The organism is Rhizobium bangladeshense (assembly GCF_017357245.1).
In the GTDB taxonomy this organism is placed as follows: domain Bacteria; phylum Pseudomonadota; class Alphaproteobacteria; order Rhizobiales; family Rhizobiaceae; genus Rhizobium; species Rhizobium bangladeshense.
In genome coordinates, this window is sequence record NZ_CP071612.1 from 3,935,994 (window position 1) to 3,952,500 (window position 16,507).

A 16,507-nucleotide genomic window follows, 5' to 3' on the forward strand; every position below is an offset into this window, starting at 1 on the left:
TGCCGGCACCTCTCCCCGCTGGGGAGAAGAGACTTGCGGTAGCGTCATCCCCACAAAATCTCCAGCGGGGAGAGGGTTAGGGTGAGGGGGTCTCTGGCTCTAAGGCCGAAATCAACTCACAGCGTGCAGGAAACGCAGCCCTGCACCTCGGTGCCGGACAGCGCCATCTGGCGAAGGCGAATGTAGTAGATCGTCTTGATGCCCTTCCTCCAGGCGTAAATCTGCGCCTTGTTGATGTCGCGCGTCGTAGCCGTGTCACGGAAGAACAGGGTCAGCGACAGACCTTGGTCGACATGCTGGGTCGCCGCCGCATAGGTGTCGATGATCTTCTGCGCACCAATCTCGTAGGCGTCCTGATAATAGTCGAGATTGTCGTTGGTCATGAACGGCGCCGGATAATAGACGCGGCCGATCTTGCCCTCCTTGCGGATCTCGATCTTCGAGACGATCGGATGGATCGAAGAGGTCGAGTGGTTGATATAGGAGATCGATCCGGTCGGCGGCACCGCCTGCAGGTTCTGATTATAGAGGCCGGAGGTCATGACAGCCTTCTTCAGCGCCACCCAGTCGTCCCGTGTCGGGATATGGATACCGGCATCATCGAACAGCGCACTCACCTTCTCGGTCGCCGGCTTCCATTGCTGTTCCGTATATTTGTCAAAATATTCGCCGGAGGCATATTTGGACTTTTCGAAGCCCTTGAAGCTCTGGCCGCGTTCGATCGCCAACAAATTCGAAGCGCGGATTGCGTGGTACGTCACCGCATAGAAATAGATATTGGTGAAATCGACGCCCTCCTCCGAGCCGTAGAAGATGCGTTCGCGGGCAAGATAGCCGTGCAGGTTCATCTGGCCGAGGCCGATCGCATGGCTCTCGTCATTGCCCTTCTCTATCGACGGAACCGAGGAGATATGGCTCATGTCGGAAACCGCCGTCAGCGCCCGGATCGCCGTCTCGATGGTCTTGCCGAAATCAGCGGAATCCATGGCGGCTGCGATATTCAGCGAACCGAGATTGCAGGAAATGTCCTTGCCGAGGTGCTTATAGGAGAGATCGTCGTTATATTCGCTTGCCTCGCTCACCTGCAGGATCTCCGAGCAGAGATTGCTCATGGAGATGCGCCCGGCAACCGGGTTCGCCCGATTCACCGTGTCCTCGAACATGATGTAGGGATAGCCGCTTTCGAACTGGATTTCGGCGATCACCTGGAAGAACTCGCGCGCCTTGATCTTCTTCTTCGAGATGCGGGCATCCGCCACCATCTCGCGGTACTTTTCCGTCACGGAGATCTCGGTGAACGGCATCCCGTAGACTCGCTCCACGTCGTAGGGCGAGAAGAGGTACATATCCTCATTATTCCTAGCGAGCTCGAAGGTGATGTCGGGCAAGACGACGCCGAGCGATAGCGTCTTGATGCGGATCTTCTCATCGGCGTTTTCACGCTTGGTGTCGAGGAAGCGCATGATATCGGGATGATGGGCGTTCAGATAAACCGCGCCCGCTCCCTGCCGCGCGCCGAGCTGATTGGCATAGGAGAAGCTGTCTTCCAAGAGCTTCATGACCGGGATGATGCCGGAGGACTGGTTCTCGATCTGCTTGATGGGCGCGCCTGCCTCGCGGATATTCGTCAGAGACAAGGCCACGCCGCCGCCGCGCTTTGAGAGCTGCAGCGCCGAATTGATCGACCGGCCGATCGATTCCATATTGTCCTCGACGCGCAGCAGGAAACAGGAAACGAGTTCGCCACGCTGTTTCTTGCCGGCATTGAGAAAGGTAGGCGTTGCCGGCTGGAAGCGCCCGGAAATGATTTCGTCGACCATGTCGCGGGCAAGAGCCTCGTCGCCTCGCGCCAGGGTCAGCGCCACCATGCAGATGCGGTCCTCATAGCGCTCGAGATAGCGCTTTCCATCGAAGGTCTTCAGCGTGTAGCTGGTGTAATATTTGAAAGCACCGAGGAAGGTGGGGAAGCGGAATTTCCTGGCATAGGCCTGATCGAACAGGTCGCGCACGAAATTGAAGGAATACTGGTCGAGCACCTCCTGCTCGTAATAACCCTCGGTCACGAGGTAATCGAGCTTCTCCCTGAGGTTATGGAAGAACACCGTGTTCTGGTTCACATGCTGCAGAAAGTACTGCTTGGCCGCCATGCGGTCCTTGTCGAGCTGGATCACTCCCTCATCGTCATAGAGGTTCAGCATCGCGTTCAGTGCATGATAGTCGAGCGTTTCGGCCGCCTTCAGCGGTTTTGCGCCCGCATCCCACGTCAGATTTGTTCCCGTGTCCAAAATCGTCCCATCCCGTCTTTGACATTGGCGACATCCTCGGCTGTTCCCAGGAGCTCGAACCGGTAGAGGTACGGCACCTGGCACTTCTTCGAGATGACGTCGCCGGCGAGCCCATAGGTCTCGCCGAAATTGCTGTTGCCCGCAGCAATCACGCCGCGGATGTTGGAGCGGTTTTCCGCGTCGTTGAGGAAGCGGATCACCTCCTTGGGCACGGCCCCTCTACCGCCATCCCCGCAATAGGTGGGCAAAATCAGCACATAAGGCTCGCGAATGTGAATGTGTTGAGCGCCGACGGGAATGCGCGCCGCGCGCAGCCCCAATTTCTCGACGAAACGATGGGTGTTCCCAGATCGGCTGGAATAATAAACGATCAGCCCCATCGTCTTTCTCAGCTCAGGAGAGCGCGCTGATCATATCCGGGCGGAACCCCGCCCAATGCTGGCTGCCGGCAACCACGACCGGAACCTGCATGTAGCCCATGCCGCGCACACGATCGAGCGCTTCGGCATCCTCGGAAATATCGACGATCTCATAATCCACGCCCAGACGGTCGAGGGCGCGGTAGGTGGCGGTGCATTGGACGCAAGCCGGCTTGCTGTAAACGGTAATGCTCATCATGTTCCTCGTAATGTCAATGAAGTCAGGACGCGGGTGTGGGATCGGGCGCCGTGCGGCGTCCGGGGTAACGCTCGATAATGATCTGACAAACTTGGCGCTTCAGACGCCTGACGCTATCCCTTCCGGGGTTTGCGCGGGCGGCGGCCTTGATGTTCTCGACATGACTTCATCCCGAAGTGCTCATGCGGACGTTCGGGGCAGCGCATCAGGCGCGGATCGTTCCGCCCTCATATACGCGACCTTCCGGACACCCCGCCCGTGGACGTTTCGTTCAAGGCAGGTCTCCTGGCTTGCGGGTCGAAGCATCCTGCCCAGCCTTCCCGAGGCATCATGCCTCAGTGACCCGAAATCGGACAGTTGCTCGCCGCTTACAGTTGCGGGGGCAGCTCCGGCCTTGCCCCACCCTCATGGCGAGATGCACCGTATTCCCATCTTAGCCCGCGATCCTTACGAATCGGAGGAACCTTGAACACTAGATATAGTACGCGAATCGAAATACACGTCAACGGATGGTTTGTGCATTGCATTAAGGCAGGTTTGAAATCGCTGCGTTCCTGTGAAAAACATGGAAAACGAAAGCTTAAGGTAAACTGGCTGTGGAGAAGCCTTTGATGAACAGGGCAGGCCCATAGCCGGCACTAAGATCCTAAGCTGTTCGGGCTCCAATCGCCGATGCGGCACATCGCAGAAAAGATGAAGCCCGGAATAGTCACGCCTTTATCCGAAGCAGCCTGAGCGCATTGATCGTCACCAGCACCGTGGCGCCGGTATCGGCGAGGATCGCCGGCCAGAGCCCGGTGATCCCGATGATCGTGGTAACCAGGAAGACAGCCTTCAGTCCGAGCGCGATGGTGATATTCTCAAGGATATTGCGCATCGTCCGCTTGGAAAGCGCGATCATCCGCGCCACGTCGCCTACGCGTCCGTGCAGCACGGCGGCATCCGCGGTCTCCAGTGCCACATCGGTGCCGCCGCCCATGGCGATCCCGATGTCGGCGGCGGCGAGCGCCGGCGCGTCGTTGATGCCGTCGCCGACCTTGGCGACGACGAAGCCCTTGCGCTTCAGTTCGCCGACGACCCGCTGCTTGTCCTCGGGCATCATCTCGCCGCGCCAGTCGATGCCGAGCATGTCGGCGACGGCTGCCGCCGTGCGCTTATTGTCGCCGGTCAGCATCATCGCCTTGACACCCGCCGATTTGAGCGCCGAGAGCCCGGCTTCAGCATCCTCGCGCGGCTCGTCGCGCATGGCGATCAACCCGGCCGCAAGGCCATTGACGAGCAGCACCGACACGCTCTTGCCCTCATCGTTGAGCCCGGCAATACGCGCCTCCTGTCCCGCGTTGAGCGCCCCACGCTCGCGGGCGGCGGGCGGCGACAAGAGATCCACTGTCTCGCCGCCGACTTTGCCGGTAACACCCCTGCCCGGCAACGCTTCCAATTCGAAGGCCGGCGGCACGGGAACGCCATCCATCCTGGCGCGGTTGAGGATGGCAAGCGCTAAGGGATGGCTGGAGCCCTGCTCCAGCACCGCCGCACGCGACAAGAGCTGCGCCTCGCCCAATCCGAAGGAAACGATATCCGTCACCCGAGGCTTGCCTTCCGTCAGCGTGCCCGTCTTGTCGAAGGCGACTATTGTCACCTTGCCGAGCGTTTCCAGAACAGCGCCGCCCTTCATCAGCAACCCGCGCCGGGCGCCGGCCGACAAGGAGGCGGCGATCGCCGCCGGCGTCGAGATAACGAGGGCGCAGGGGCAGCCGATCAGCAGGATGGCGAGGCCCTTATAGATCCACTCACCCCAAGCGCCGCCGAGAAACAGCGGCGGAATGACCGCGACAAGTGCGGCGACGACGACTACGCTCGGCGTGTAATAGCGCGAGAACCGATCGATGAAGCGCTCCGTAGGCGCCTTCGATTCCTGCGCTTCTTCCACCAGCTTGACGACGCGGGCGATGGTATTGTCGGCAGCGGCTGCCGTGACGCGAACCCTGAGCACGGCATCGCCATTGACCGTACCGGCATAGACGACGGCATCGACGCCCTTGCGCAGCGGCGTGCTTTCGCCTGTCACCGGAGCCTCGTCAATCGCACTATCACCTGATACGATGACGCCGTCGGCAGGGATGCGGTCGCCGGGACGAACCATGATGACCGTGCCGACCGCAAGGCTTTCCGCCGGCACCTCCCGCATCTGGCCATTGTGTTCGAGCAGCGCAGTCTTCGGCACCAGGGCCGTCAGTGACTGTATGCTTTCACGCGCCTTGCCCGCCGCCACTCCTTCGAGCAATTCGCCGACGAGGAACAGGAATACGACCGTTGCCGCTTCCTCGCCCGCATTGATGATGACGGCGCCGACGGCTGCGATCGTCATCAGCATCTCGATCGAAAATGGCGTGCCTGAGAATGCCGCCATGACGGCTCGCCGCGCAATCGGCAGCAGACCGACCAGCATGGCGACGATGAAGGCATAGGATGCGATCGCCGGCACGAGATGGCCGATAGCATAAGCGGCAACGAGTGCCGCACCCGAAAAAATGGTCAACCGGCCCTTCCTGCTCTGCCACCAGGAACCGGTCATCGTCGCATGGTCTTGTCCATGAAGTTTTTCGATTTCCCTCTCGCCATGGCGGTGGTCTCGATCATGACGGGCATAATCATGACCAGCATGATCATGATCGTGGTCGTGGTCCGCGTGATCGTGCAAGCCATGTTCGTCTGAGGGCACCGCGTTTCCGGCAAATGGCGAGACGGAATAGCCAAGACCGGTCACCTTCTTCTGGACCGCCTTGAGATCGCTGCTGGCGTCATGCCGGATGGTCATGGTGCCTGTCGCCACCGAGACGGTAACATCGGCGACACCCGCCACGCGCCTGACGGCGGTATCGATCTTGCTGGCGCAGGCGGCGCAATCCATGCCGCCGACCCGGTATCGTGTCTCGCTCGTCTCGGTCATGATCTGCTTCCTTGTCAAATGGAAGCACCCCTCCTACATCCTCTAGCGACTAGAGATGCAAGAGAAAAATCATGAAAAAGATCACGATTGGCGAAGCTGCTCGCCGGAGCGGCGTCAAAGTGCCGACGGTGCGCTATTACGAAAGCATCGGCCTGCTCGCGGCGCCGAGCCGCAGCGAAGGCAATCAGCGCGCCTTCGAGCCCACCGATGTCAGCCGTCTCGCTTTCATCCGCCATGCCCGCGAGCTGGGTTTCGAGATCGAGGCGATCCGCACGCTGCTTACCCTGCAGGACGATCCGAACCAGTCCTGCGCCTCGGCCGACGCCATCGCCAAGGCTCGCCTCGCTGAGATCGAGCAGCGCATCCGGAGTCTGATGGCTTTGAAGGCCGAGCTGGAAATGATGGTAGAGGGCTGCGGCCACGGCCGGGTCGACCAATGCCGCGTCATCGAGGTTCTCGCCGACCACGGTCAGTGCACGCATTCTCACCATTGACGAACCTGCACCCTTGCAGGTGATCGGCGCCCGCGCCAAAACTGCGCCGGAAAGAATCGGGCGAAGACATCATGAGCCAGAAACGGATTGCGATCATCGGCGGCGGCCCCGCAGGTCTTGCGGCTGCCGAGCTGCTTTCGCTCTCCGGCCATGCAGTGACGGTCTATGACGCCATGCCGACCTTCGCCCGCAAGTTCCTGCTGGCCGGCAAGTCGGGCCTCAATATTACCCATTCCGAGGACTATGCCCGCTTTGCTACGCGCTTCGGCGCGGCCTCAGCCCGGCTGCGTCCCGCTCTCGATGCCTTTACCCCTGGCGATATCAGGGAATGGACTGCGGGGCTCGGTACCGAAACCTTCGTCGGCTCCTCCGGCCGGGTGTTCCCGACGGTGATGAAGGCTTCTCCTTTGCTGCGTGGCTGGCTCAAGCGGCTGGAAGAGCGGGGTGTCGCGCTGCGCACCCGCCACCGCTGGACCGGTCTTGTCGAAGACGGTTATGTTTTCGAAATGCCGGAAGGGCGTGGCATCGTCCATTGCGACGCCGCCCTGCTGGCGCTCGGCGGCGCAAGTTGGCCGCGCCTTGGCTCGGATGCGGCCTGGCTGCCCTGGCTGGCGGAAAGGGGCATCGAGATCGAGGCCTTCCGGCCCGCCAATTGCGGATTCGTCGTCGGCTGGAGCGCAGGCTTCAGTGCGCGTTTCGCCGGCGAGCCCGTCAAATCGGTCACCGCCACATCCGAAGCCGGCACCTTTCCCGGCGAGTTCGTCGTCACCGGTAGCGGCATCGAGGGCAGCCTCGTCTATGCCCACGCGGCCAGCCTCCGCGACCGGCTTCTGCACCATGGCAGCGCTGCCCTGACACTCGATCTCGCCCCAGGCCGGACGATCGAAAGGCTGGCTCGCGACCTGAGACGGCAGGATTCAAAGTCGAGCTTTTCAAACCGCCTGCGCAAGGGCGCCGGGCTTGACCGCGTCAAGGCGGCATTGCTGCGCGAACTCACGCCCGACCGCGACCGGACCGATCCCGAACGTCTCGCCAGCATGATCAAGGCTCTGCCGATACCGGTTCTCGACGCGAGGCCGATCGCCGAGGCGATCTCCTCTGCAGGCGGGATCCGTTGGACCAGCATCGACGAGGGTTTCATGTTAAAGGCGCTGCCGGGCACCTTCGTCGCCGGCGAGATGATCGATTGGGAGGCGCCGACCGGCGGTTATCTCCTCACCGCCTGCCTTGCGACCGGCCGGGCTGCGGCGCGCGGCATCGAGGCCTGGCTGGCGCGGTAGATGCCGATGCTCCTAAACCGGATCTACATCAATGAATGGCCCATGATGTCGTGCCAAGCTCGCTGACACTTTTCAGAATCGTGCCCTGATCGCAAAGGGCAAGGGGAAGGATGGGGGTCGAAGCGTGCAATTGCAAACCCACCGCTTTTCCATCAGATTATGCTGAAGTTCCTGGGGAGGAGCAGATGCACGAACAGTCAGCACATGCGGAGCATGTCTACACCTCTGCGCAACGGAATTCCGCCGCCGCGAGTTCTCCGATCGTCGCATCCTGGCGGCGATGCATGACCATGCATCGCCTTGCCCCCGAGGACGAGCGTGCGCCGCTGCGCCTCACCGACCAGGAATTTCACCAGGCACGCGAACGGTCCGGACAATTGATCGCCGGCGCAACCGAGGAGCTCGACCGCCTCTTCACCACCGTCGGCAAGGCCGGCTGCTGCATCCTGCTGACGGACAGGAACGGCATCGCCTTGGAGCGTCGGGGCTCCGCCGGCGACGACAAGGACTTCTACGATCTCGGCCTATGGACCGGTTCTGTGTGGACCGAGGCGAGCATCGGCACCAACGGCATCGGAACGGCGCTGGCCGACGAGCGGGCCGTCGCCATTTTCCGGGATCAGCATTTCTTCTGCTCGAACATCCGGCTGAGCTGCACGACGGCGCCAATCCGCGATCATCGCGGCGAACTGGCAGCCGCCCTCGACATTTCCACCTGTCGCGAAGACGTCAGCGAAATGACGCTTGCGATCCTGACGCAGAGCGTACGCGACGCGGCAATGCGCATCGAGCTCAACCTCTTCCGTTCGGCTTTTGCCGGCGCCAGGTTCCTGATGGTCCCGAGCGGCACCAATCCCGCGGCCGCCCTGCTTGCCGTCGACAGGCACGACCTCGTGCTTGGCGCTACCCGAGCCGCCCGCATCGCGCTGCAACTGGACGACAAGCGGATTGCGGCCGGCATCCCGGCCGCCGACGCCCTCCATGAGGCCCGCGTCTCGCAACAGGAAGAGATAATCGAAGCGGAAAAGGCCGCCTTGCTGCGCGCGCTGACGCGCACCAGTGGCAACGTCTCGCAGGCGGCCATCGCCCTCGGGATCAGCCGAGCCACGCTCCACCGGAAGATGAAGAGGTTCGGCCTGCATTAGGCGGGCGCCCTATGATTCCACCAGACACAGTAATCCTGATCCAACCCTGTCGCATACCTGCGACAGTGTGCGCTGCGGTATTGATCCTGCTCCCTGTTCCCTTCGGCAAAACGCGCACATTTTCCTCCCACTGGTTCGATTTGAACCTGGACCATCAAGGGAGGATGACATGCTTCATCAGAAAATCGTCGAGTCGCCGTTCAAGCTGAAGTACGGCAACTATATCGGTGGCGAATGGCGCGAGCCGGTCGAAGGCAAATACTTCGAAAACGTGACGCCAGTCACGGGCGGCAAGCTCTGCGACATTCCGCGCTCCGATGAAAAGGACATCAATCTCGCGCTAGATGCGGCCCACGCGGCCAAGGAAAAATGGGGCCGCACCTCCGCTGCCGAGCGCTCCAACATCCTGATGAAAATCGCCCAGCGCATGGAAGACAAGCTGGAATTGCTCGCCCAGGCCGAGACCTGGGACAACGGCAAGCCCATCCGCGAAACCATGGCGGCCGACATTCCGCTGGCGATCGATCACTTTCGCTACTTTGCAGCCTGCATCCGTGCTCAGGAAGGCTCGATCGGCGAGATCGATCATGACACCGTCGCCTATCATTTCCATGAGCCGCTCGGCGTCGTCGGCCAGATCATTCCCTGGAACTTCCCCATCCTGATGGCCGCCTGGAAGCTCGCACCCGCGCTTGCCGCCGGTAACTGCGTGGTGCTGAAGCCGGCCGAGCAGACCCCCGCTTCGATCCTGATCTGGGCCGAGCTTGTCGGCGATCTGCTGCCGCCCGGCGTGCTCAATATCGTCAACGGCTTCGGCATCGAGGCCGGCAAGCCGCTGGCGACGAGCCAGCGCATCGCCAAGATCGCCTTCACCGGTGAGACGACGACCGGCCGCCTCATCATGCAATATGCCAGCCAGAACCTTATTCCTGTGACGCTGGAGCTCGGCGGCAAATCCCCGAATATCTTTTTCGCCGATGTGATGGCCGAGGATGACGACTTTCTTGACAAGGCGCTCGAGGGCTTCGCGATGTTCGCCCTCAACCAGGGCGAAGTCTGCACCTGCCCGAGCCGCGCCCTCGTCCAGGAGTCCATCTACGATCGCTTCATGGAAAAGGCCGTCAAACGCGTCGAGGCGATCAAACAAGGCAACCCGCTTGATCCGGAAACGATGATCGGCGCCCAGGCATCGACGGAGCAGCTTGAGAAGATCCTCGCCTATCTCGACATCGGCAAGCAGGAAGGCGCCCAGGTTCTGGCCGGCGGCTCGCGCAACGATCTCGGCGGCGAGCTGGCGAACGGCTATTACGTCAAGCCGACGATCTTCAAGGGACATAACAAGATGCGGGTGTTCCAGGAAGAGATCTTCGGCCCTGTGGTTTCAGTGGCGACCTTCAAGGATGAGAAGGAAGCGCTCGAAATCGCCAATGACACGCTTTACGGTCTTGGTGCCGGGGTCTGGAGTCGCGATGCCAATCGCTGCTATCGTTTCGGCCGCGAGATCCAGGCCGGCCGCGTCTGGACCAATTGCTATCACGCCTACCCGGCCCATGCGGCCTTCGGAGGCTACAAGCAGTCGGGCATCGGCCGTGAAACCCATAAGATGATGCTCGATCACTACCAGCAGACCAAGAACATGCTGGTCAGCTACAGCCCGAAAGCGCTCGGCTTCTTCTGAGATGCTCTCATATGGGACCCCTCCCCTTGTGGGGAGGGGTTGACAGGGGTACCCTCGTCCCGAACTCTGAAGGAAGAACGATGGAAACGACCGTCAACGGCGAACCGCGTGTTCTCGCAACCGACGCGGCCCTCGATCTCATCTCGGAAATCAAGCGCGATCATCCCGATATCCTCTTCCACCAGTCCGGCGGCTGCTGCGACGGCTCTTCACCGATGTGTTATCCCGCCAATGAATTCATGGTCGGAGACAGCGACGTCAAACTCGGCGAGATCGGCGGCGTGCCGGTCTATATCAGCGCCAGCCAGTTCGAGGCATGGAAACACACGCAGCTGATCATTGATGTCGTGCCGGGCCGCGGTGGCATGTTCTCGCTCGACAACGGCCGCGAGAAACGTTTCCTTACCCGTTCCCGTCTCTTCGGCGGCGGCGAGGCCTGTGCCGTAGCGGATGCGACGATTAAGACGGCCTGAAGCTGCCGCCTGATGTTGCGTCCCAAAAAGGATTTGAAAGCGCTCTTGTCGTGATGCTCCCTGCGGCCGGCCGAGAATTTAGCCTGTAGTATTCCCATAGTACCTGCTGCCGGGCGCTCTTTGTTAATCTTGGTCTGTTGGTTTCAAAGGAGGATGCGATGCCAGCTTCTAAGATCCTGATGATCACCGGTGACTTCACAGAAGATTATGAAACGATGGTGCCGTTTCAGACGCTGCTCGCCTGCGGCTATACGGTCGACGCCGTCTGCCCAGGCAAGAAGGCGGGTGAGACCGTCGCCACCGCCATTCACGATTTCGAGGGCGATCAGACCTACTCGGAGAAACGAGGCCATAATTTCGCGCTGAACGCCACTTTCGACAGCGTGCGGGCGGAGGATTACGATGCCCTGGTGATCCCCGGGGGCCGCGCGCCGGAATATCTTCGCCTCAATGCCGACGTCATCAAAACGGTCCTGCATTTCTTCGATGCCGGAAAACCCGTTGCCGCCATCTGCCACGGCGCGCAGCTGCTTGCCGCCGCCGGCGTGCTGAAGGGCCGCACCTGCTCGGCCTATCCGGCCTGCCGGCCGGAAGTCGAACTTGCCGGGGGCATTTACGCCGACATTTCCATCTCCGATGCGGTCTCGGACGGCAACCTCGTCACGGCGCCGGCATGGCCGGCGCATCCCTCCTGGCTGCGGCAGTTCATGGCAGTGCTCGATGCCTCGTCAATACCTGAAACCAACGCGGCCTGAGAAGGCGGGGCCAGGAGGACGACATGTGTGAACTCTTCATCAAGGCGGATGCGCGGCTATGGGAGAGCACCACCCGGTCGCTGCGCATCGATGGAATGGTCACCAGCGTCAGGCTGGAGAACTTCTTCTGGTCGAAGCTTGAGGAAATTTCCCGGCGCGACGGCATGAACGTCGTGCAACTGATTACCAGGCTGCACCATGAATCGATCGATGCCGGCCATGATCTCGGGAACTTCACATCATTCCTGCGCGTCTGCTGCGCTCGCTACCTCGACCTGCAGGTCACCGGTGACATCCCGGCAGATGTCACCCGCCCGATCGCTGAGTTGGATGCGCCGATCATCCTCGGCCGCGAACGGGAAAAATATCACTGACAGTCGGACGAAACCCGGATGCCGATGGGCGGAGCTCTCTGCTCCGTCCGCATTCTCAAGATACCTGACCGACGCGGCGGCGGAAGGGGTTGCGTTGCGGCGCAGCCTGGACCAACAATGCGCGGCATCATCGAGCACCGGCGCCGTCAGGAGATCACTTGCCATGTACGACCAGAAAGCCGTGATCGTCACTGGAGCCGGCGGCAACCTCGGCAGCGCCGTTGTCCGGGAGCTTGCCGGCGCCGGCGTAAAACTCGTCTGCATGAATCGTTCGAGTCAGGAGCTGGAAACGTTGGCCGGCGAGCTTCCTGCGTCCACCGAGTTTCTATCGATCGCCGGAACAGATCTCACCGATTACGCCTCCTGCGTTGCCGCCGTCGCCCGATCCGTCAAGCGCTTCGGCGGCGTAGGCGCACTGGTCAACACCGTTGGCGGGTTTCAGATGGGGCCGGTCGGGCCGGAAGCCCCCGCGCAATGGGATACCATGATGACGGCAAACGCACGCACCGCGCTAACGATCAGCGCGGCGGTTCTCCCGACGATGAAGGCCGCCGGCTACGGACGCATTGTACATGTCGCTGCGGCGCCTGGTCTGAAGGCCGGTGCCAACCAGGCCGCCTATGCAGCCTCGAAAGCCGCTGTCATCCGGCTGACGGAAGCGCTTGCTGCTGAATGCCGCGACGACCGCATTACTGCCAACTGTATTCTGCCCGGCACGATCAATACCCCCGAGAATCGCGCGGCCATGCGCAATGCAAAAACGGATGCCTGGGTATCGCCGCAGTCGATCGCGAGGCTCATCGCTTTCCTCATTTCACCCGCATCAGGCGTCGTTACCGGGGCAGCGATTCCAGCCACCGGCCGCGAATAGGCGAGGTTTGCAGGTCCCCGGGATCTGGCCGGCAGCACGGTCCTTTTGATATTCTGAACCAATGACAGACGATCGCCTTTATCTCGGGGTCAAGCATGCGATGGAGTTGATGATCGGATCGCGACTGCATTTGGCCGATGGCGGTGCTTGCGATGAGTGACCGGCCGGTATCGCGCACCGGCGCAGCCGCCCTGATGCGCGAGGAACGGTTTCTCGGCGTCAGCCTCGCGACGAGCTGGATATTCCTCGCGTTTCAGGAGCAGCTCTTCAGCCGACTTTCCGATCCGTTCTGGTTCACGGTCCTTTTCGGGTGGCTATTTGCCGTCGTGCTCGGTTCCGCCCTCTCCGTCGTGCGGCATGCGGATCATCTGGCGGAGCGCATTAAGGAGCCTTTCGGGACTCTCATTCTCACGCTCGCCATCACGTCGATCGAAGTGATGGCTATATCCGCCGTGATGATTCATGGCGAGAACAACCCGACGTTGGCGCGCGACACCTTGTTCGCGGTCGTCATGATCATCCTGAACGGCATGGTCGGTCTATCCTTGTTGCTGGGTGCCTGGCGGCGGCCCGAGCAACAGCATAACATGCAGGGCGCTAACGCCTATCTCGGCGTCATCGTGCCTTTGGCGACGCTCAGCCTTGTGATGCCGACTTTTCTTCCCGGCCCGGACGGACAACATCCGTCGGCGCCACGGCAATTGATACTCGGCATAATCTCGGTAGGCCTTTACGCCACATTTCTGTTTCTTCAAGCCGGTCGCCATCAGGACTATTTCACCGACGGCAGCAATCGCCACGAACCTCGTGATGAAGCAGCGCCTCACGCCGCGGCGGTGTGGCCTCATGCCCTATTGCTGTTCGCCTACATGGGTCCTGTGGTATTCCTGGTCGAACAGCTCGCGCGGCCGATCGATTACATCATCGAAACCCTGCATGCTCCAACCGCATTTGGCGGTGTCGTCATGGCCGTTCTTGTCGCCACCCCCGAGGCCATCAGCGCCGTGCGCGCATCTATCGCCAACAATCTTCAGCGGTCCGTCAATATTTTTCTCGGGTCGGTTTTATCGACCATCGGGCTGACCGTACCGGCAATGCTCGTCATCAGCCGTCTTTACGGACATCCGGTAACCCTCGGCCTGGAGCACGGAGATCTTGTGATGCTGGTGCTCACTCTTGCGGTCAGCATTATAACATTTGCCAGCGGCCGCACGCATCTGATGCAGGGGGCGGTTCATCTGGTACTTTTTCTGGCCTACGTCCTGCTGATTTTCCAGCAATGATGGCCTGCGCGAGAGCGGACATTAAATGCCCTGCGTGTCGACTGCCGCCACATGCCCGCGTGCCGACTGCCGAGCGAGAAAAGTCCCGGCGGCTTACGCCTCGAAACGCCGATGCGCACATTTAGGGCCGCTGAAGCAAGTTTGTTGCATGTTCTCAGCGCACGCCGGGATCAATTAAATACTGGCGCTCGACATGCCGCAGCAGATCGAGAACGGCGCGAGACCACGGAAGTCCTCCACGCCGCACTGTTTCACCTTCGCGGCCGACGTCCGAATCCGCGCCACCTGTGAGAGGAATTCGGGCTCGTCCATGCTCTGCTTTCCCGGATGCTGTGAGATGCATCACGCCGCTCGCTGAACGGATGTCTTGATGTTTCCCCGGAAACGCAAAAAGCCCGCTCGAGGCGGGCATTTTGTTTGGTTGCGGGGGCAGGATTTGAACCTGCGGCCTTCAGGTTATGAGCCTGACGAGCTACCGGGCTGCTCCACCCCGCGATATACCATTCCGGACTTTGGGCCCGGGAGCGATGTCAGGCGTAGCCTGACGATGTGAGGCCGTTAAGAGATCGATCCGGTGGATCGATCTTAGGCCGAACGGGCTGCTCCACCCCGCGAGAAGTATTATAACACGAAAGGCCGCTTTGTGAGCGGCCCTTTGCGACGGCGTTGGCCGTTTGAATGTGATGAGAAGATTTAGTTGCGATTTGCAGACCTGGCAGCGACCTACTCTCCCGCGTCTTGAGACGAAGTACCATGGGCGCAGGGGCGTTTCACGGCCGTGTTCGGAAAGGGAACGGGTGCAGCCACCCCGCCATAACCACCAGGTCGGCAAAGCGCAACTTTTGATGAGAAGCTGGCAGGCGTTAGCCTGTTTCTTTTGAACACGTCTTTAATCTTTCCGGCTGCGGGTGCTTGTGGCACCCATACAGGCCAGAGGCCGTCGCCAATCGTTTGGCGTGGCCATCCGCAGCGCCAATGGCGCGTCAGGACAAAGGTCAGGCACATCGAACCGGACGACCGCTTTGCGGTCGCCGGGAGATGAGCATGGTCAATGAGAACGATCAAGCCGATCGAGCTATTAGTACCGGTAAGCTTCATGCGTTGCCGCACTTCCACACCCGGCCTATCAACGTGGTCGTCTTCCACGGCTCTGATAGGGAACACTCGTTTTCAGGTGGGTTTCCCGCTTAGATGCCTTCAGCGGTTATCCCGTCCATATATAGCTACCCTGCTATGCCCTTGGCAGGACAACAGGTCCACCAGAGATATGTCCATCCCGGTCCTCTCGTACTAGGGACAGATCCTGTCAATATTCCTACACCCACGGCAGATAGGGACCGAACTGTCTCACGACGTTCTGAACCCAGCTCACGTACCGCTTTAATTGGCGAACAGCCAAACCCTTGGGACCTGCTCCAGCCCCAGGATGCGATGAGCCGACATCGAGGTGCCAAACAACCCCGTCGATATGGACTCTTGGGGGTCATCAGCCTGTTATCCCCGGCGTACCTTTTATCCGTTGAGCGATGGCCCTTCCACGCGGGACCACCGGATCACTATGACCGACTTTCGTCTCTGCTCGACTTGTCAGTCTCGCAGTCAGGCGGGCTTATGCCATTGCACTCGACGACCGATTTCCGACCGGTCTGAGCCCACCATCGCGCGCCTCCGTTACTCTTTCGGAGGCGACCGCCCCAGTCAAACTACCCACCATACACTGTCCCGGACCCGGATGACGGGCCGCGGTTAGACATCCATGACGATAAGGGTGGTATTTCAAGGATGGCTCCACGGAAACTGGCGTCCCCGCTTCAAAGCCTACCACCTATCCTACACATGCCGACACGAATGCCAGTGTAAAGCTATAGTAAAGGTGCACGGGGTCTTTCCGTCTGACCGCAGGAACCCCGCATCTTCACGGGGAATTCAATTTCACTGAGTCTATGTTGGAGACAGCGGGGAAGTCGTTACGCCATTCGTGCAGGTCGGAACTTACCCGACAAGGAATTTCGCTACCTTAGGACCGTTATAGTTACGGCCGCCGTTTACTGGGGCTTCGATTCAAAGCTTGCACCTCTCCTCTTAACCTTCCAGCACCGGGCAGGCGTCAGACCCTATACGTCGTCTTGCGACTTCGCAGAGCCCTGTGTTTTTGATAAACAGTCGCTACCCCCTGGTCTGTGCCACCCCAAAATACTTGCGTAAATTGGGGTCACGCTTCTTCCGAAGTTACGCGTGCAATTTGCCGAGTTCCTTCAACATAGTTCTCTCAAGCGCCTTGGTATACTCTACCTGACCACC

The 16,507-nt window shown here is 60.6% G+C and carries 14 protein-coding genes, 1 tRNA gene, 2 rRNA genes and 1 riboswitch (1 of these 18 running past the window's edge); of the genes, 9 read left to right on the forward strand and 8 right to left on the reverse strand.

From position 1 onward, the window contains the following. Positions 1 to 116: 116 nt before the first annotated feature. The 4 genes from nrdE to J2J98_RS18975 form a co-directional block, all read right to left on the reverse strand. Complete coding sequence (gene nrdE, locus J2J98_RS18960) at positions 117 to 2,285, reverse strand: class 1b ribonucleoside-diphosphate reductase subunit alpha (RefSeq protein WP_207601843.1); 2,169 nt, start codon at positions 2,283 to 2,285, stop codon at positions 117 to 119. After that, positions 2,264 to 2,665, reverse strand: a complete 402-nt coding sequence (gene nrdI / locus J2J98_RS18965; RefSeq protein WP_138397117.1) for a class Ib ribonucleoside-diphosphate reductase assembly flavoprotein NrdI — start codon at positions 2,663 to 2,665, stop codon at positions 2,264 to 2,266. The genes nrdE and nrdI overlap by 22 nt, the downstream gene beginning before the upstream one ends. A 13-nt stretch (positions 2,666 to 2,678) precedes the next feature. Further along, positions 2,679 to 2,900, reverse strand: a complete 222-nt coding sequence (gene nrdH, locus J2J98_RS18970) for a glutaredoxin-like protein NrdH (RefSeq protein ID WP_064710712.1) — start codon at positions 2,898 to 2,900, stop codon at positions 2,679 to 2,681. Between the two features lie 261 nt (positions 2,901 to 3,161). Beyond that, positions 3,162 to 3,386: riboswitch (cobalamin riboswitch) on the reverse strand. A gap of 226 nt (positions 3,387 to 3,612) precedes the next feature. After that, on the reverse strand, positions 3,613 to 5,853 hold the full coding sequence (locus J2J98_RS18975; protein WP_207601844.1) for a heavy metal translocating P-type ATPase: 2,241 nt from the start codon (positions 5,851 to 5,853) through the stop codon (positions 3,613 to 3,615). 71 nt (positions 5,854 to 5,924) lie between these two features. On the opposite strand from J2J98_RS18975, the gene J2J98_RS18980 reads away from it, so the two are divergent. The 9 genes from J2J98_RS18980 to J2J98_RS19020 all read left to right on the forward strand — a co-directional run bounded on the left by J2J98_RS18980 (position 5,925) and on the right by J2J98_RS19020 (position 14,206). After that, positions 5,925 to 6,347: a MerR family transcriptional regulator gene (locus J2J98_RS18980; RefSeq protein WP_207601845.1), complete on the forward strand. Its 423-nt coding sequence runs from the start codon at positions 5,925 to 5,927 to the stop codon at positions 6,345 to 6,347. Between the two features lie 71 nt (positions 6,348 to 6,418). Then, entirely contained in the window at positions 6,419 to 7,627 is a 1,209-nt protein-coding gene (locus J2J98_RS18985) for a TIGR03862 family flavoprotein (protein ID WP_207601846.1), read from the forward strand. A 185-nt stretch (positions 7,628 to 7,812) separates the two neighbouring features. Beyond that, entirely contained in the window at positions 7,813 to 8,772 is a 960-nt protein-coding gene (locus tag J2J98_RS18990) for a helix-turn-helix domain-containing protein (RefSeq protein WP_207601847.1), read from the forward strand. A gap of 169 nt (positions 8,773 to 8,941) precedes the next feature. Then, complete coding sequence (gene adh, locus J2J98_RS18995; RefSeq protein WP_064710707.1) at positions 8,942 to 10,450, forward strand: aldehyde dehydrogenase; 1,509 nt, start codon at positions 8,942 to 8,944, stop codon at positions 10,448 to 10,450. 80 nt (positions 10,451 to 10,530) lie between these two features. Next, positions 10,531 to 10,923, forward strand: coding sequence for a DUF779 domain-containing protein (locus J2J98_RS19000; RefSeq protein ID WP_207601848.1), 393 nt, complete (start codon positions 10,531 to 10,533; stop codon positions 10,921 to 10,923). Positions 10,924 to 11,081: 158 nt separating this feature from the next. Next, positions 11,082 to 11,678: a DJ-1/PfpI family protein gene (locus J2J98_RS19005; protein ID WP_064713805.1), complete on the forward strand. Its 597-nt coding sequence runs from the start codon at positions 11,082 to 11,084 to the stop codon at positions 11,676 to 11,678. Positions 11,679 to 11,701: 23 nt separating this feature from the next. Continuing rightward, complete coding sequence (locus tag J2J98_RS19010) at positions 11,702 to 12,052, forward strand: ribbon-helix-helix domain-containing protein (RefSeq protein ID WP_207601849.1); 351 nt, start codon at positions 11,702 to 11,704, stop codon at positions 12,050 to 12,052. Between the two features lie 163 nt (positions 12,053 to 12,215). Further along, positions 12,216 to 12,923: an SDR family NAD(P)-dependent oxidoreductase gene (locus J2J98_RS19015; RefSeq protein WP_207601850.1), complete on the forward strand. Its 708-nt coding sequence runs from the start codon at positions 12,216 to 12,218 to the stop codon at positions 12,921 to 12,923. Positions 12,924 to 13,075: 152 nt separating this feature from the next. Continuing rightward, on the forward strand, positions 13,076 to 14,206 hold the full coding sequence (locus J2J98_RS19020) for a calcium:cation antiporter (protein ID WP_064710721.1): 1,131 nt from the start codon (positions 13,076 to 13,078) through the stop codon (positions 14,204 to 14,206). Positions 14,207 to 14,380: 174 nt separating this feature from the next. Here the strand turns inward: J2J98_RS19020 and J2J98_RS19025 are convergent, their stop codons facing one another. From J2J98_RS19025 to J2J98_RS19040, 4 genes are all read right to left on the reverse strand, one after another. Further along, positions 14,381 to 14,518: a hypothetical protein gene (locus J2J98_RS19025; RefSeq protein WP_171049347.1), complete on the reverse strand. Its 138-nt coding sequence runs from the start codon at positions 14,516 to 14,518 to the stop codon at positions 14,381 to 14,383. Positions 14,519 to 14,624: 106 nt separating this feature from the next. Then, a tRNA-Met gene (locus J2J98_RS19030) sits at positions 14,625 to 14,701 on the reverse strand. Positions 14,702 to 14,916: 215 nt separating this feature from the next. Then, a 5S ribosomal RNA gene (rrf, locus tag J2J98_RS19035) occupies positions 14,917 to 15,031 on the reverse strand. A 232-nt stretch (positions 15,032 to 15,263) separates the two neighbouring features. Beyond that, positions 15,264 to 16,507, reverse strand: a 23S ribosomal RNA gene (locus tag J2J98_RS19040); it runs 1,557 nt beyond the window's last position.

Coding starts and splice junctions, on each gene's coding strand:
- nrdI (WP_138397117.1), bottom strand. CDS start 2,665: ATGGGGCTGATCGTTTATTATTCCAGCCGATCTGGGAACACCCATCGT.
- nrdH (WP_064710712.1), bottom strand. CDS start 2,900: ATGAGCATTACCGTTTACAGCAAGCCGGCTTGCGTCCAATGCACCGCC.
- J2J98_RS18975 (WP_207601844.1), bottom strand. CDS start 5,853: ATGACCGAGACGAGCGAGACACGATACCGGGTCGGCGGCATGGATTGC.
- J2J98_RS18980 (WP_207601845.1), top strand. CDS start 5,925: ATGAAAAAGATCACGATTGGCGAAGCTGCTCGCCGGAGCGGCGTCAAA.
- J2J98_RS18985 (WP_207601846.1), top strand. CDS start 6,419: ATGAGCCAGAAACGGATTGCGATCATCGGCGGCGGCCCCGCAGGTCTT.
- J2J98_RS18990 (WP_207601847.1), top strand. CDS start 7,813: ATGCACGAACAGTCAGCACATGCGGAGCATGTCTACACCTCTGCGCAA.
- adh (WP_064710707.1), top strand. CDS start 8,942: ATGCTTCATCAGAAAATCGTCGAGTCGCCGTTCAAGCTGAAGTACGGC.
- J2J98_RS19000 (WP_207601848.1), top strand. CDS start 10,531: ATGGAAACGACCGTCAACGGCGAACCGCGTGTTCTCGCAACCGACGCG.
- J2J98_RS19005 (WP_064713805.1), top strand. CDS start 11,082: ATGCCAGCTTCTAAGATCCTGATGATCACCGGTGACTTCACAGAAGAT.
- J2J98_RS19010 (WP_207601849.1), top strand. CDS start 11,702: ATGTGTGAACTCTTCATCAAGGCGGATGCGCGGCTATGGGAGAGCACC.
- J2J98_RS19015 (WP_207601850.1), top strand. CDS start 12,216: ATGTACGACCAGAAAGCCGTGATCGTCACTGGAGCCGGCGGCAACCTC.
- J2J98_RS19020 (WP_064710721.1), top strand. CDS start 13,076: ATGAGTGACCGGCCGGTATCGCGCACCGGCGCAGCCGCCCTGATGCGC.
- J2J98_RS19025 (WP_171049347.1), bottom strand. CDS start 14,518: ATGGACGAGCCCGAATTCCTCTCACAGGTGGCGCGGATTCGGACGTCG.